Below are 14771 nucleotides of genomic sequence, written 5' to 3'. Positions count from 1 at the left end.
AAGTCCTACTTCCGGCCCCAATTCCGGCCCTGATTTCGGCGCTGAATTCGGCCCTGATTTCGGCCCTACTTCCGGCTCACCTGCGAGCCCGTGACAGTCTTCTGGAACCAGTCGTCGATCATCTGCTTTTCATAGCGCAGCGCATCGCTGGAAAAGTACCGGTTGATGCGTTGCTGGTACATCATGTTCTTCAGCGAATCCTCGCCGCTGCGAACGACCTGGCCGTTCTGCTCCAGCGTATAGCTGAGCTTCATCGTGGGCCAGTCGGCGCCGCCGCGCATGATGCGGATATCGTCCATGGCCCAGCGGCGCGGCTCTTCCCGGCCCGCCAGGTCGATATCGGTGACGGTGACCTTCAGGTCCTGCCCCGCCGGCAGCTCTTCCGCCAGCTTGTTGAAGTGCCGCGTCAACTCGCGCAAGACCTGGTCGCGGTCCTGCGGTGAACGGGGCATGTCGATGTACTCATCGGGTTTCTCGTAGTTGACCGTGACGCCGGCGCTGGCGGCACCTGCCGTCGCCAGCAGCGCCGCGGCCAACCAGGTGTGTGCTTGCAGTCGCATGATGTGGTCCTTTCGTCGATCAGGCCTTGAATATACTCCGATCGCGGCGTGCGATCGTTTCAGCGGTCACGGCCTTGTAACAGATCGCAACTATGATGCTCGCATCCTGGAATTTGAATAGCAGTCCGTGTCCATTCCTCGGCGACGGGGAGCCCGCGGGCGGCCAGCCCGCAAAACGGAGTCCTGATGCGTCGTGCTCACGGCGCAGATCCTTTGCCGCACCCGGTTCACCCCGTGTGCGGCTTTTTTTTTGCCCGCGAAAGACCTGTTGCAAAAAAACCGGTGACAGGCACCGGGCATCTGGAAACATTTCTCGAAACCCGGTGCCTGTCACCGGTCTTCCGGTCTTCTGTGCGTGTCTTAACTGCTACTGTCCAGCGCTTGCGACACACTGCTCCCGTCACCGCAATGGAGCGTACCCATGCCCGAAGGCCCTTCCCTTGTCATCCTGAAAGAACTGGCGCAGCCATTCGAAGGACGGACGATCGCCGCCGCCCATGGCAACAGCAAGGCCGTGCCCTACGATCAATTGCCCGGCCAGCGCATCGTATCGCTGCGCACCTGGGGCAAGCACTTCCTCATCGAGTTGCCGATCTTTACGATCCGCATCCACTTCCTGATGTTCGGCAGTTACCGGATCGACGAACGCAAGGAGAACAGTCCCGAGCGGCTGGGCCTGGCGTTCGAGGGCGGCGGCGAATTGAATTTTTATACCTGCGCGGTGCAACTGATCGACGGGAACCTCGACAAGGCGTATGAATGGCAGGCCGACGTGATGGCCGATGCCTGGAAACCGGCCGCCGCGCTGAAGAAGCTGCGGGCGATGCCGGATACCCTCGTGTGCGACGCCTTGCTCGACCAGGCCGTGTTCTCTGGCGTGGGCAATATCATCAAGAACGAAGTGCTGTTCCGGTTGAAGATCCATCCGCTGTCGACGGTCGGCGCGCTGCCGGCAACGAAGCTGCGCGAGCTGGTGAAGCAGGCACGGCAATACAGCTTCGAGTTCCTGGAGTGGAAAAAGGCCTTCGTGCTGAAGCAGCACTGGCTCGCGCACACCAAGCGCATTTGCCCGCGCTGCAATATTGCGTTCCACAAGGCGCACCTGGGCAAAACAAAGCGGCGCACCTTCTGGTGCGAGCGGTGCCAGAAACGCTATGGCCCGGTGTTGTAAAGCCGTAGCGCAAAAGTTATTTCCTGTTGTTAATAATCAAATGGGCGCATACAATCGGATCGCCGCCACGAATAAATCAGCACTTCACTGAATGGCGGGCCGCGCTTCGCGTTTCCTATGTGCTCACTTGCGGAACGGTTATATGTCCTTTTTGTCTTCAGCAATGCCCAAGCTGCCGCCCTGGAAAATCCTGCTGGTCGACGACGAACCCGATATCCACGACATCACGAAGCTGACCCTGGCCCGCTTCCGGCTCGATGGCCGCGGCCTGTCCTTCCTGCATGCTTATAGCGGCCAGGAAGCCAAGGTGGTCCTGGCGCGCGAGAGCGATATCGCGCTCGTGTTCCTGGACGTGGTAATGGAGCGCGAGGACAGCGGCCTGGAAGTGGCGCGCTGGATGCGGCAAGACCTGGACAACCAGTTCACCCGCATCGTGCTGCGCACCGGCCAGCCGGGCCAGGCGCCCGAAGAGCGCGTGATCGTCGACTACGACATCAACGACTACAAGGAAAAGACGGAACTCGACCGCACCAAGCTGTTCACCACCACGTTCGCCGCGCTGCGCGCCTACCGCGACATCATGAAGGTGGAGGAAGCGCGCCAGCAGCAGGTGCACTACCGCGAAGGCCTGGAACGGGTGATCGCCGCGTCGACGCATATCTTCAAGCAGCGCAACCTGAAGGACTTCGCCAGCGGCCTGCTGCAGCAGGTGGTGGCGCTGTTGCGCCTGGAGCACAGCATGCTGCTGCGCCTGCGCGGCGCCACCGCGATCGCCGGCGAGGGCGACTTCGAGGTGCTGGCGCAGATCGGCGAGGAAACGCTGCTGACGCCCGGGCTGATCGCGCAATTGCACGCGGCGGAACGCAACCGCATCTCGAAGCTGGAAGGCGATACCTATGTCGGCTACTTCCCGAACCACAGCGGCAAGGCTTCTCTGCTGGTGCTGAAAGGCGTGGACGAGATTTCCGAGATCGACACCAAGCTGCTGGAAATCTTTTGCAGCGACGTGGCAATCGCCTTCGACAATATCCTGCTGAACCAGGAAATCACCGACACCCAGGCCGAGTTGATCATGCGCCTGGGCGACGTGGTGGAATCGCGTTCCAACGAAGCGGGCAACCACGTGCGCCGCATGGCCGAGGTGTGCCAACTGCTGGCCAAGGCGGCAGGCCTGCCGGAGGATGAAACCGCGGTCCTCAAGCACGCCGCGCCGATGCACGACATCGGCAAGATCGCCACGCCAGACGCCGTGCTGCTGAAACCGGGCAAGCTCGATCCCGACGAATGGGAAATCATGAAACAGCACCCGGCCGTGGGTGCCTCGATCCTCGACGGTTCGCAGCGCCCGATCCTGAAGGCGGCCGCCGTGATCGCCCACCAGCACCACGAGAAATACGACGGCACCGGCTACCCGCAAGGCTTGAAGGGCGAGGACATCCACCTGTATGCCCGCATCGTGGCCGTGGCCGACGTGTTCGACGCGCTGATGCACAAGCGCGTGTACAAGGATGCCTGGCCGGTGGACCGCGTGGTCGCCTACCTGCGCGAAGTGGCCGGCAAGCATCTCGATCCGCGCTTCGTCGAACTCCTGATCGCGAATGTGGACGAGGCGCTGGAGATCAATGCGCGCTTGCCGGATTGAGTCTGGCCCCTACCCGGCTGTTGGCACGGGAGAACCGCTGCCGTACACCTTTTCTGGATGAGGCTTGGCCACTACTTGGCTGTTGGCACGGGAAAACCAGTGTCGTACACCATTTCCCTTGGGCATGGTGTACGACACTGCGGCTTTGGTGGCTCTCCGTTTATCCGCGCCGGCGCTGGTCCCGCGGGAACCGCAGCCGGTAGTGCAAGCCCATGCCCGGCGCGCTGCTGACCTTGATCGTGCCGCCCAGCGGGCCCGTCACGAGGTTGTACAGGATGTGCGCGCCCAATCCGGAGCCGCCGCTGCCCCGCTTGGTGGTGAAGAACGGGTCGAACAACTGGGTGAGCAGGCTCTGGTCCATGCCCATGCCGTCGTCGCTGTAGTCGAACGCGACGTGGTCGCCATCGAGGCGGCCGGTGATGCGGATCGTGCCCGGCTGGTCTTCCTCGAAGCCGTGCACCAGCGAGTTCTCGATCATGTTCGTAAGGATCTGCGAGACGGCGCCGGGGAAGCTGTCCAGGTGGATATCGGCCGGGCAATCCAGTTCCACCTTGACCGGCTTGCCCTTCAATTTGGGCTGCAGCGACAGCAGCACCTCGGCCACGTATTTCGCCAGGTTGAAATGGCGGATGTTTTCCGACGACTGGTCCACCGCCACCTGCTTGAAGCTGCGCACCAGGGCGGCGGCGCGCTGGGTGTTCGTCGTCATGATGCGCAGCGACTGGTCCACGGTGTCGAAGAACGCGTTCAAGCCTTCTTCGTCGAGCCGGCCCTCGGCCAGGTCTTCGCGCGTCAGCTTCAGTTCCTGCACGAGGTGCGACGTGGCCGTCACGCAGATGCCCAGCGGGGTATTGATCTCGTGGGCCACGCCGGCCACGAGGCGGCCCAGCGACGCGAGCTTTTCCTGGCGCACCAGTTCCGACTGCGCATCCTGCAACTGCGTCAGCGCCTTGTTCAATGCCTCGTTCTGCCGTTCCAGCGATGCCTTCGCCTGGTCCAGCCGCAGCGTGCGCTCCTGCACGGCGCGCTCGAGCCGATCCATGCTTTGCCGGCCCTGCAGGGCGGACGACACCTGGCTGGCGATCAGCGCGAACAGCGCCTGGTCTTCTTCGCTGTACGTGTGTTCCTTGTCGTAGCTCTGGATCACGATGGCACCCAGCGGCTGGTGGTTCTGGTCCATCAGCGGGCAGCCGATCCAGTGCTCGGCGATCGTACCCTCGCCGAAGGCCGCCACCTTCTGGCGCGAGATGTGTTCGGCCGCCGTCATCACCAGGCAGCGGCGGTTCAGGATCACCCAGGCGGTCGGCGATTCGTCCGGCGACGCCAGGTGCGTCACCTCATCCGGGTCGGGCGGCGTGTCGGCTTCGTCCACGTAGTACACGAAGCGCACCGCGTTCGGCTCGCCGTCGCGGTCGTTGAGCGCCACGTAGAAATTGGCTGCGTACATGATGCGGCCCAGCGCGCCGTGCACGGCGCGCAGGAACTGCACGATATCCGTGCAGCGGGTGGACAGCTGGCCGATTTCCAGCAGCACGGCCTGGACGGCTTCGAGACGGCGGAGGCGTACTTCCATCGGTTTTTCCCAAAAAAGATGCAGTAGGGAAATATAACAGTCCGCCCCGCCAAGGGCCAGTGTGCCGGCGAAAATGCAACAGCCAATTGCGAGGGTTACTGCGGCTTCCGGTAACCACCTTCGATCCAGTCGGTGGCGCTGGCCACGGACAGGCGAAAGTCCGGCCGCGCGCGCACCGAGGCCAGCTCGTCGCCGTATTCATCGATGGCGGTCAGCGTGGCGTATGGCTCGTCTTCATCCGGCGTGATGGCCAGCTTCACGGTGATCGCCGTGCCATCGTCCTGCACCACGCGCACGGATTTGTGCAACCGTGCGTGCAACTGCTGCTCGTGCCGGCGGATCACTTCATTGGCCGTCTTCACCAGGGTGTGGAAGGCGGTGATATCGAGCGGCTTGGGGTTTTTCTTGTCCCGGCCCATCGTCCACGGCCCCACCAGGGCGGGCTCCGGCTCGCCATCCTTGATCATTGCGACGGCCCAGCCATCGTCGTCCTCGTTCTTGATCACGCGGGCGGTCCAGCCCTGGCCCTGCCAGACACGGTCTTCCTGGATCAGCTCGGGCTCGTCATCCTCCTGCACCGCAGGCTCGACGGAGAGCTCCTGCGACACGTGCGGCATTTGCTCCACCGGTGCGTCAACTGGTGCGTCAAACAAGGCTTCAAACGTTGCTTGCTGCGGCTCGATCCGATCTTCCATGGCTCCTCTCTGCAAATTACTGTATGAATAACCAGTACTATACCAGCTCCAGAGGGAAAAATGGGAGCCCCCGGGGCGCCACATATGGGGGATGCCCGTTGCGCCGCGGCCACTGGACAATGGCTGGCATGAAGACAACCACCCTGCCCCGACTCCTCGCGCTGGCTTGCGCCGGCGCCGCGACACCGTTCGCCCATGCCCAGCAGGTGCAGCTCTACGGCCGCCTGAACGTCTCCCTTGAAGCGGCCCGCGCCCCCGGCGCGCAGGTGGAGCGCATGGTCAACAACCGCTCGGTGCTGGGCTTTCGTGGCACCGAAGACCTGGGCGGCGCCGTGAAGGCACTATTCCAGATCGAGGGCACGCTGGCGCCCGACACCGGGGCCGGCGAAGTGGCGCGTCGCGACACCCGCGTTGGCCTGGAGGGCCCGTTCGGTACCCTGTTCGCCGGCCACTGGACCACGGCCTACAACAGGGCCACGTCCAGCCTCGATCCCTTCTACCCCACCACGGCCGGCTACATGAGCATCCTGGCCAACGGCTCGGCATCATCGGCGGACAACGTGAGCGACGTGGCCTCGTTCGACCGCCGGCAGGCCAACAGCGTGCACTGGTGGTCGCCCCGCTGGCAGGGCTGGACGCTTCGGGCCACGCACGGCCTGGCCGAAGAGCGGCCGGGCAATGGCGCGCGGCCATGGCTGCTGTCGCTGGCGCTGGTACGCGATGCTGGGCCCCTCTACGTCGCGCTGGCGCACGAACGCCACCGCGAGTACCACGGCCCCGGCACTGCCGATACCGGCACCAAGGCCGCCGTCGGCTACACCTTCGGCGCCACGCGGCTGGCGCTGATCGGCGAACGCCTGGAGTACGAGCTGCCCGCCAGCCGGCTGGCCCGCAATGCCTTGTTCGTGTCGTTGAGCCACCAGGCCGGCCGGCACGGCCTGCGCGCCAGCCTCGGCAAGGCGAACGACGGCCACGGCGGCGGCACCGTCGGCTTCGTGCGCGGCGGCGCCGACACCGGCGCCGTGCACGCCACGGCCGGCTATGAGTACACGTTCTCGCCGCGCACCACGGTGTACGCCTATCACACGCGGCTGCGCAATGACGATGAGGCGGCGTATGACTTCCCCATCAACGGTGTAGGCGCGCTGGGCGGGCCAGTGACCGGCGCGCACATCTCGGCCACGTCGTTCGGGGTGCGGCACAGCTTCTGAGAATGTTGCAAAAAAAATCTGGTGCCTGTCACCCGGGTCTGGGAAATATTTCAAAAAACCCGGTGCCTGTCACCGGTCTTCGAGAAACATTGCAAAAATCGGGGTGCCTGTCACCGGGTTTGCCACTGGCTTTTGGCGTGGCGGAACGGTGCCGTTCAGCACCCAAAATCGACAGTTCGTCGCTTTCCATCCGCATCTCCCGGCCACGGGACGTACAGTCCAATCATCGCCACACAACATGCCGGAGCCCATCATGAAAAAACTTCTCCTCGTTACCCTCGTCGTGCTGCTGTTCATCGCGACTTGCAACGCCTTCGACCATTCGTGGTGGGGGCCCGATTTCTACGTCAACGTCGATGGCGAGGAATACAATGGGCCGTTCGGCTGGCTGCTGGGCGTGCTGCTGGCTGGTGGCGGCCTGGTGATCGGGGCGGTCGTGATCGTCTGCGTCGCGCTGCTGGTGGGGCTGCTGTTTGCCGGGTTGGGCATGCTGGTCGTCGTCGGCTTGGCCGCGCTGGGCGTGGCGATCGCCGCCGCCCTGTCGCCGCTGCTGCTGCCGCTGGCGATCGTGATCGGCCTCGTGTGGTACTTCAACCGCCGCGGCAAGAGGCGCACGGCGGCCATGAAGGAAGCGGCGGTCTGACCCGCCGGGCGCATGAAGAACAAGGGCCGCGTCAGCGGCCCTTTTCACATTTTACGCCGCCTTCTTCGCAACGTAGTTCTGGTACCCGCGCGCCCGCAGCGCGCAGGCCGGGCATTCGCCGCAGCCATAGCCCCAGTCGTGCAGTTCGCCGCGCTCGCCCTTGTAGCAGGTATGCGTGTCGGCGCGGATCAGGTCCACCAGCGACTGGCCACCGAGGCGCTCGGCCAGCTCCCAGGTTTCGGCCTTGTCCAGCCACATCAGCGGCGTTTCCAGCTTGTTGCGGGTATCCATGCCCAGGTTCAGCGCCACCTGCAAGGCTTTCATCGTGTCGTCGCGGCAGTCCGGGTAGCCGGAGAAATCCGTCTCGCACATGCCGCCCACCAGCACGTTCATGCCACGGCGGTAGGCCAGCGTGGCCGCGACCATCATGAACATCAGGTTGCGGCCGGGGACGAAGGTGTTCGGCAAGCCGTTGGCCTGCATGGTGATTTCGATCTCCTCCGTCATCGCGGTATGCGACAGCTGCGAGATCAAGCCGAGATCGATCATGTGGTCCTCGCCCAGCTTGGCGTCCCAGTCAGGGCGCAATGCGCGCAGCTTCGCCAGCAGTTGCGGCCGCATCGTCAGCTCGATCGCATGGCGCTGGCCATAATCGAAGCCGATCGTTTCGACCCGCTCGTAGCGGTCCAATGCCCAGGCCAGGCAGGTGGTGGAATCCTGCCCTCCGGAGAACAGCACCAGGGCGGCATCGCGTGTCATCATTGCATCCTTCTATAAAAACCAGAAACTTATTAGTACGCCATCTTTTCTACCGATCCGGTAACATCGGCACAACAATTACCGGGGATCTCGAATTTTGGCACAACTCGTCATAAATGTAATGCGGCTGGCCTGCGCGGCGATGCTGGCGGCGCCGCTCGCCCTGTATGCCGCGGAAGGCCTGCAGTACAACGTGCGCATCAATGCCCCAGGCGAACTCGACGATCTGCTGGAAGAAAACCTCGATCTCCTGAAGTACCGCGGCAACCCGCGAACCGACATCGAACAGCTGCGCCGCATGGTGCGCACCGCGCCCGCGCAAGCGAACACGCTGCTCGCCACCGAAGGCTATTACTCGCCTACCGTCAACGTGCGGCTGGACGAAAGCGGAGCCACGCCGCAAGTCACGGTGGACGTGACGCCCGGCGAGCCCGTGCTGGTGGGCGCGGTCGAGATCGTGCTGACCGGCTTCCAGTCCAACCCGGAAAACCCCTTCGACAAGGAAGCGCTGAAGGCCAGCTGGCCGCTGGCCGAGGGCCAGGTGTTCCGGCAGGCGGACTGGGAAGGCGCGAAGCGGGCGCTCCTGCGCGCCGTGGTGCAGACCCGCTACCCGCGCGCGCAGATGACGGAAAGCGTGGCCACCGTGGACCCGGACACGAAGCGGGCGCTGCTGCGCGTGGCGCTGGACAGCGGTCCGGAAATGCGCTTCGGCGACATCCGCATCGAGGGTCTCAAGCGCTATCCGGAATCGATCATCCGCAACCTCAACAGGATCAACCCGGGCGACCTGTACAGCGAAGCGGAATTGCAGGCCTTCCAGTCGCGCCTGCAGGACACCGGCTACTTCTCCTACGTGGAAGTGACGGCGGACCTGAACGCCCTGATCGGCGAACGGCAGGAAGCGCAGGCCGAGCAGAGTGCCGGGGCGCCGCAGCCGGCCACGCTGCCGCCGCTGCCGCTGCTGGTGCACGTGGTCGAAAACAAGCGCAAGAATGCCAGCGTGGGTATCGGCTTTTCCACCAACACGGGCGCCCGCACCTCGGTCAGCTACGACGACCTGGCGATCTGGGGCCTGCGCCTGAAAAGCGCGCTCACGGTGGAACAGAAGAAGCAGAAGGCGAACGGCGACTTCTACTTTCCCACCACGGCGGACGGCTACAACGACAGCTTCGGCGGCGCGCTGGAGCGCAACGACATCGAAGGCGAGATCACCCGCACCGCTTCCGTGTACGCGAAGCGGGCCTGGGGCACGCCGCTGCTGGAGCGCAGCATCTCGGCCGAGTACCTGAACGAGAGCCGCACCATCGAAGGCGCCGAGCCGACCCATGCCATGAGCCTGCCGATCACGTATGCCGTCACGTGGCGCAAGCTGGACAACCTGGTGTTCCCCACCAGGGGCTACGTGCTGAACGCCACGGCCGGCGGCGCGCTGCTGCCCATCCTCACCGACGAAAAATTCATCCGCGTCACGGCGCGCGGCATCACGTATCGCCCGCTCAACGCGCGCAACCTGCTGATCTTCCGCGGCGAGATCGGCGCGCTGCGCTCGGGCAGCAAGGAAGGCGTGCCGGCCACCTACCTGTTCCGCGCCGGTGGCGACAATTCCGTGCGCGGCTATGCCTACCAGGAGCTGGGCGTGCAGGAAGGCGATGCCACCGTGGGCGGCCGCTACCTGGCCACGGCCAGCGCGGAATACCAGTACTGGTTCCGCCCGACCTGGGGCGCCGCCGTGTTCTACGACGCCGGCAACGCCGCCGATTCGCTGTCGGACATCCATCCGAAGTCCGGCTACGGCATCGGCGCCCGCTACAAGAGCCCGGTGGGCCCGATCAATGTCGACGTGGCCTATGGCCACGCGGTACGCAAGGCGCGCCTGCACTTCTCACTTGGATTCACGTTCTGATGGCCGACGATACCAACACCCCCGACAACCCGGCGGGCAACGAAGCGGGCAACGACGCCGGCGGCGAAGCGAACAACGCGCTGCCGCGCAAGGAGCGCCGCTGGCTGCGCCGCACCCTGATCGGCACCGGCATCACCGTCGTCATCCTGGGCGGCGCGATCTGGCTGCTGGGCCGCGAGACGACGCTGCAGCAGATCGCTGAACGCGTGGCGCGCGCCAGTGGCGGCGCGATCACGATCACCGGCGTGACCGGTTCGCTGTACGACCACATGCACATCGGCCGCGTGGTCTACAAGGGCAAGACCAGCACGATCACCGCCGACAATATCGACATCGACTGGTCGCCCCTGCAGTTCTTCTCGTCCGGCATCGAGATCAGCCAGCTGCGCGTGCAGTCGGTGCTGATGCAGACCACGGCGGAAGACGAGGAACCGTTGACGATGCCGGAAAAGATCGCGCCGCCGTTCCGCATTTCGGTGGATGACGCGCAACTGCTCAAGCTGACGATGATCGGCCTGACCGGCACCCGCAACGAAGTGACCGACGTGCGCGCGAGGCTGTACGGCGACAAGACGCAGTGGCAGCTCACCAGCGCCAGCGCCGTTACGCCGGTCGGCCGTCTCGTGGCCGACGGCACGATCGCCGCGCAAAAGCCCTACGCGCTGCAGGCCAAGGCCGCGCTGACCGAGGTGCACATCGCCCCTGGCCAACCCTCCGCACAGCTGGCGGTGGCGGCCACCGGCAATCTGGGCCTGGTGACGCTGGGGATCAAGGGCACCTCGCCGAACGCGAACGGCGACGGCACGGTGACCCTGACGCCCTTCGAGAAAATCCCGCTGCGCGCGGCGGACCTGCGGGCGCGCGGCGTCGATCCCTCGCGCTTCCAGTCGGCGTGGCCGAAGGCCAGCCTGGATTTGCGCGTGAAGGCCGATATCGGCACGCAGCAGCAGGTGAGCGGCGTGCTGGAACTGACCAACACCGCGGCCCCGGGCCCCATCGACCAGCAACTGCTGCCACTGAAGGCCGTCACGGCCCGCCTGGGCGGCAACCTCACCGTGGCCACGCTGGACAACCTCCTGATCGACCTGGGCAACGCCGGCCGCTTCACGGGGGCCGGCCGCATCGAGCGCACCGGGCCGGACGGCGGCATCGAAACGGCCGATATCCGCCTGCACACGGACCGCATCGACCTGCGCGCTATCCACGGCGCGGCGAACACCACGGCGATCGCCGGCGACATCGCGGCGAAGAGCACCGGCAACGTGCAGACCTTCGACGTGGCGCTGGCCGAGAAGAACATGCGGCTGGACGCCCACGCGAACCTGAAGGATACGCTCGTCACCATCGAGCGCGCGCGCCTGCAGGCGGGCCGCGGCAGCATCGGTGTGACGGGCCAGGCCAGCCTGGCGGACGACCGCGCCTTCAAGGCCGCGGCCACGGTCGACCATTTCGATCCGGCCGCGCTGGGCGATTTTCCCAAGGCCGACCTGAACGCGGTGGCGAACGTGGCCGGCAAGCTGGTGCCGGAATTGAACGCCGCCGTGGGTTTCACCATCCGGCCGTCGAAATTCGCCGGGCAGACCCTGTCCGGCAGCGGCAAGCTCAATGCCGACCCGCGCCACCTGAGCGGCATCGTGGCCAATGTGGCGATGGGCCGCAACACGCTCGAGGCGAAGGGCGACTTCGGCCTGCCGGCCGAGAAGCTGGCCTGGAACGTCGATGCCAAGGATCTCGCTGCCCTGCGCAGCGACCTGGCCGGAGCGGTGGCCGCCAGCGGCGTGGCCACCGGCGGCTACGACGCGCCGCGCACGAGCTTCGACGTCGATGCGCGCGGCCTGGGCATGACGGGCGCAAAGGTGCGGGCGCTGGACAGCGTGATCCGCGCCTCCGGCCAGTTCGCGCTCTCTGGCAAGGACAAGTCTCCCGAAGTGGCCGTGTCGGGCAGCGCGCGGCGCGTGAATCCGGCCGCCTTCGCCGCTGGCGCCCCGGCGGGCAACCTGAACGCCACGTTCTCGGGCAACGCCCGGCTGGCCGCCGACTGGCGCGCCAACATGAACCTGGACTTCGCGCCGTCGACGCTGGTCGACGCGCCGCTGACGGGCCATGCGAAACTCACGGCCGACCACCGCCACGTGGACAATGCGGACGTCGACCTGCGCCTGGGTCCGAACAGCGTGCAAGCCAGGGGCGCGTTCGGCGCGCCGGCCGACCGCCTGAACTGGCGGCTCGACGCACCACAGCTCTCCAGCCTCGGCGCCGGATTCGGCGGCGTGCTGCGCGGCACCGGCACGCTGGGCGGCACGATGCAAAAGCCCATGCTGTCCTTCGGCATCGAAGGCAACTCGCTGCGCTTCATGACCCAGCACCAGGTGCGCGCGATCAAGGCCACCGGCACCCTCGGCAACGTCGATGCGCTGGTGGCGGACGTGAACGTGACCGGCTACAGCTCGCCGGCGATCTCGATCGACCGCGCGCGGCTGCAATCCTCCGGCACCGGCGCCGCCCACACGATCGCCCTCTCGGCCGCCAACCCCGACTTCGACGCGGCGCTGCGCATCCGGGGCGGCTGGGCCAACGACACGTGGACCGGCAACATCGACACGCTGCAGAACCGCGGCCGCTTCGCCCTCACCCTGCAAGCCCCGGCACCGCTGACGATCGCCGCGCCGAAGGGCAGCGGCGTGGCGGGCCTGGCCAAGCCGGAGCGCATCGCCCTGTCCACCGCGGTCATCGCCCTGCCGGAAGGCAGCCTGCGCGTGGAAAACCTGGACAAGAACGGCCCGCGCTGGCGCAGCCGCGGCACGGCGGCCGGCGTGCCCGCCACCTACCTGGCGCAACTGTCCAACGCCTGGCGGGGCCGCGTCGTCAGCGACCTCACGCTGGGGGCGAACTGGGGCATCGACATGACGATGCCGGCCACTGCCGCTGGTTCTGCAACGTCTGCTCCCGCGCTGGACGGCTCGGTGCGCGTGTTCCGCGAAAAAGGCGACATCACCGTGACGGGCGGCGCGGCGCCGCTGCCGCTGGGCCTGTCGCAATTGCAGGCCGGCGTGAACGTTTCCGGCAATACGCTGAAGGTGCAGGCCGCCATGGTGGGCACGCGTGCCGGCCGCATCGGCCTCGATGCGACGGCGCAGCTGCGCAACGGCCGCATCCCCGGCGACAGTCCGCTGGCCGTGACGGCGAACCTGGACGTGCCGTCGATCGCGTGGATGTCGCCGCTGGCCGGCATGGAAGGCCTGGAGCTGGAAGGCGCCCTGAAGGCGGCGATCGCCGGCAGCGGCACCGTGGCCAACCCGGCGCTGAACGGCGACGTGACAGGCAACGGCCTGGTGATCAACTGGGCCGACCAGGGCGTGCGCCTGCGTAACGGCCAGCTGCAGGCGCAGGTGGCCGGCGACCGCCTCACGCTGCAGAAGCTGCACCTGGAAGGCCGCACGGGGCGCGCCGATGCGGAAGGGTGGGCGCGGCTGGCCGGCAACGAGATGACGATGAACCTGAAGCTGACGGCAGACAAGCTCGAGGCGCTGTCGCGGCCGGACCGCACGCTCGTACTGTCCGGCTCCAGCGAACTGGTGCGCGATGCCCGGCGCTTCCAGCTGAACGGCAATTTCCGCGCCGACCGGGCCGACATCGAGCTGCCGGACGAGAATTCGCCCACCATCAGCGACGACGTGGTGATCCTCGGCCGCACCAAGCCCACGATCAAGGAAACGGCCCAGTCGATGCCGCTGAACGTGGACCTGGAAGCGGATCTGGGCAACGACTTCCGCCTGAAGGGCAAGGGCCTGGACGCCACGCTGAAGGGTGCCGTGCGCGTGCGCATCGCCGACCGCCGGCCGCCGCGCATCAACGGCAGCATCAGCGTGGCCAACGGCACCTATGCGGCCTACGGCCAGAAACTGGCGATCGAGCGCGGCGTGATCAATTTCACGGGCGCCTACGACAACCCCGGCCTGAACATCCTTGCCGTGCGCAAGCGGCCGGAGGGCACCGAGCTGTCCGACACCAATGTGGAAGCGGGCGTCGAGGTCCGCGGCACCGCGCTGGCGCCGACCGCGCGGCTCGTCTCCACACCATCGGTGCCGGACAGCGAAAAGCTTTCCTGGCTGGTGCTGGGCCACGGCATGGACGATATGCAGGGCAACGAGATGGGCTTGCTGGGCACGGCCGCCGGCGCCCTGTTCGGCGGCAAGGGCGGCGGCAGTTTCGCCAACAAGATCGGGCTGGACGAGCTGGGCGTCTCGCAGGGCAGCGGCAACGCGACGGGGCTGGAAAACACCGTGGTCACGGTGGGCAAGAAGCTGTCCTCGCGCGCCTACCTCGGTTTCGAACAGGGGGCCGGCACCGCCACCTCGCTCGTCAAGCTGCGCTACAAGGTGAACCAGCGCATCACGCTGCAGTTCCAGACGGGCACGAACAATGCGCTCGATGTGCTGTACACGTGGGCGTTCGATTGAGCCCGCGGCAGTGGCGTGCAGGGGTCTGTCCCCGGTAAGGGTGGCATGTCGAGGTTTCCGTTGACGCGTCGAGGGGACTGACCCCGGCTTTTGCAAGTGGCGCGCGAACGCCCGCAAGCACCGGGGGCCAGTTCCCCTGAGCCGCCGGCCGCTG

Annotated in this window: 10 protein-coding genes; 6 read left to right on the top strand and 4 right to left on the bottom strand. The window is 66.1% G+C overall.

What is annotated here, in order from left to right; all coding sequences use genetic code 11:
- Positions 1-65 precede the first annotated feature (65 nt).
- The gene (locus V6Z91_RS11130; RefSeq protein ID WP_338770344.1) at positions 66-560 is read right to left on the bottom strand and encodes a DUF3016 domain-containing protein; all 495 of its coding nucleotides are present in this window, start codon (positions 558-560) and stop codon (positions 66-68) included.
- Between the two features lie 421 nt (positions 561-981).
- Between V6Z91_RS11130 and V6Z91_RS11125 the strand changes: the two genes are divergently transcribed.
- Complete coding sequence (locus V6Z91_RS11125) at positions 982-1731, top strand: DNA-formamidopyrimidine glycosylase family protein (RefSeq protein WP_338770342.1); 750 nt, start codon at positions 982-984, stop codon at positions 1729-1731.
- 142 nt (positions 1732-1873) lie between these two features.
- Complete coding sequence (locus V6Z91_RS11120) at positions 1874-3373, top strand: HD domain-containing phosphohydrolase (protein ID WP_338770340.1); 1500 nt, start codon at positions 1874-1876, stop codon at positions 3371-3373.
- 160 nt (positions 3374-3533) lie between these two features.
- On the opposite strand, the gene V6Z91_RS11115 is transcribed toward V6Z91_RS11120, so the two are convergent.
- Together V6Z91_RS11115 and V6Z91_RS11110 are read right to left on the bottom strand one after the other, a co-directional pair.
- Positions 3534-4946: a GAF domain-containing sensor histidine kinase gene (locus V6Z91_RS11115; protein WP_338770338.1), complete on the bottom strand. Its 1413-nt coding sequence runs from the start codon at positions 4944-4946 to the stop codon at positions 3534-3536.
- 95 nt (positions 4947-5041) lie between these two features.
- Complete coding sequence (locus V6Z91_RS11110) at positions 5042-5563, bottom strand: hypothetical protein (RefSeq protein WP_338770337.1); 522 nt, start codon at positions 5561-5563, stop codon at positions 5042-5044.
- Positions 5564-5769: 206 nt separating this feature from the next.
- On the opposite strand from V6Z91_RS11110, the gene V6Z91_RS11105 reads away from it, so the two are divergent.
- Together V6Z91_RS11105 and V6Z91_RS11100 are read left to right on the top strand one after the other, a co-directional pair.
- Positions 5770-6852 carry a porin gene (locus V6Z91_RS11105; protein ID WP_338770335.1) on the top strand — a complete coding sequence of 361 codons (1083 nt, stop codon included), beginning with the start codon at positions 5770-5772 and terminating at the stop codon, positions 6850-6852.
- Positions 6853-7105: 253 nt separating this feature from the next.
- Complete coding sequence (locus tag V6Z91_RS11100; RefSeq protein ID WP_338770333.1) at positions 7106-7495, top strand: hypothetical protein; 390 nt, start codon at positions 7106-7108, stop codon at positions 7493-7495.
- A 51-nt stretch (positions 7496-7546) separates the two neighbouring features.
- On the opposite strand, the gene queC is transcribed toward V6Z91_RS11100, so the two are convergent.
- Entirely contained in the window at positions 7547-8257 is a 711-nt protein-coding gene (gene queC / locus V6Z91_RS11095) for a 7-cyano-7-deazaguanine synthase QueC (RefSeq protein ID WP_338770331.1), read from the bottom strand.
- Between the two features lie 118 nt (positions 8258-8375).
- Here queC and V6Z91_RS11090 point away from each other — a divergent pair, with 118 nt between their 5' ends.
- Positions 8376-10157, top strand: coding sequence for an autotransporter assembly complex family protein (locus V6Z91_RS11090; protein WP_338770329.1), 1782 nt, complete (start codon positions 8376-8378; stop codon positions 10155-10157).
- On the top strand, positions 10157-14617 hold the full coding sequence (locus tag V6Z91_RS11085) for a translocation/assembly module TamB domain-containing protein (RefSeq protein ID WP_338770328.1): 4461 nt from the start codon (positions 10157-10159) through the stop codon (positions 14615-14617). Before V6Z91_RS11090 ends, V6Z91_RS11085 begins: the two co-directional genes overlap by 1 nt.
- Positions 14618-14771 lie beyond the last annotated feature (154 nt).

Origin of the sequence: Massilia sp. METH4 (genome assembly GCF_037094685.1) — a bacterium.
GTDB lineage: Bacteria > Pseudomonadota > Gammaproteobacteria > Burkholderiales > Burkholderiaceae_D > Rugamonas.
This window is presented reverse-complemented; position numbering and strand designations above follow the sequence as displayed.

Coding starts and splice junctions, on each gene's coding strand:
- V6Z91_RS11105 (WP_338770335.1), top strand. CDS start 5,770: ATGAAGACAACCACCCTGCCCCGACTCCTCGCGCTGGCTTGCGCCGGC.
- V6Z91_RS11115 (WP_338770338.1), bottom strand. CDS start 4,946: ATGGAAGTACGCCTCCGCCGTCTCGAAGCCGTCCAGGCCGTGCTGCTG.
- queC (WP_338770331.1), bottom strand. CDS start 8,257: ATGATGACACGCGATGCCGCCCTGGTGCTGTTCTCCGGAGGGCAGGAT.
- V6Z91_RS11120 (WP_338770340.1), top strand. CDS start 1,874: ATGTCCTTTTTGTCTTCAGCAATGCCCAAGCTGCCGCCCTGGAAAATC.
- V6Z91_RS11100 (WP_338770333.1), top strand. CDS start 7,106: ATGAAAAAACTTCTCCTCGTTACCCTCGTCGTGCTGCTGTTCATCGCG.
- V6Z91_RS11130 (WP_338770344.1), bottom strand. CDS start 560: ATGCGACTGCAAGCACACACCTGGTTGGCCGCGGCGCTGCTGGCGACG.
- V6Z91_RS11090 (WP_338770329.1), top strand. CDS start 8,376: ATGCGGCTGGCCTGCGCGGCGATGCTGGCGGCGCCGCTCGCCCTGTAT.
- V6Z91_RS11110 (WP_338770337.1), bottom strand. CDS start 5,563: ATGCCGCACGTGTCGCAGGAGCTCTCCGTCGAGCCTGCGGTGCAGGAG.
- V6Z91_RS11085 (WP_338770328.1), top strand. CDS start 10,157: ATGGCCGACGATACCAACACCCCCGACAACCCGGCGGGCAACGAAGCG.
- V6Z91_RS11125 (WP_338770342.1), top strand. CDS start 982: ATGCCCGAAGGCCCTTCCCTTGTCATCCTGAAAGAACTGGCGCAGCCA.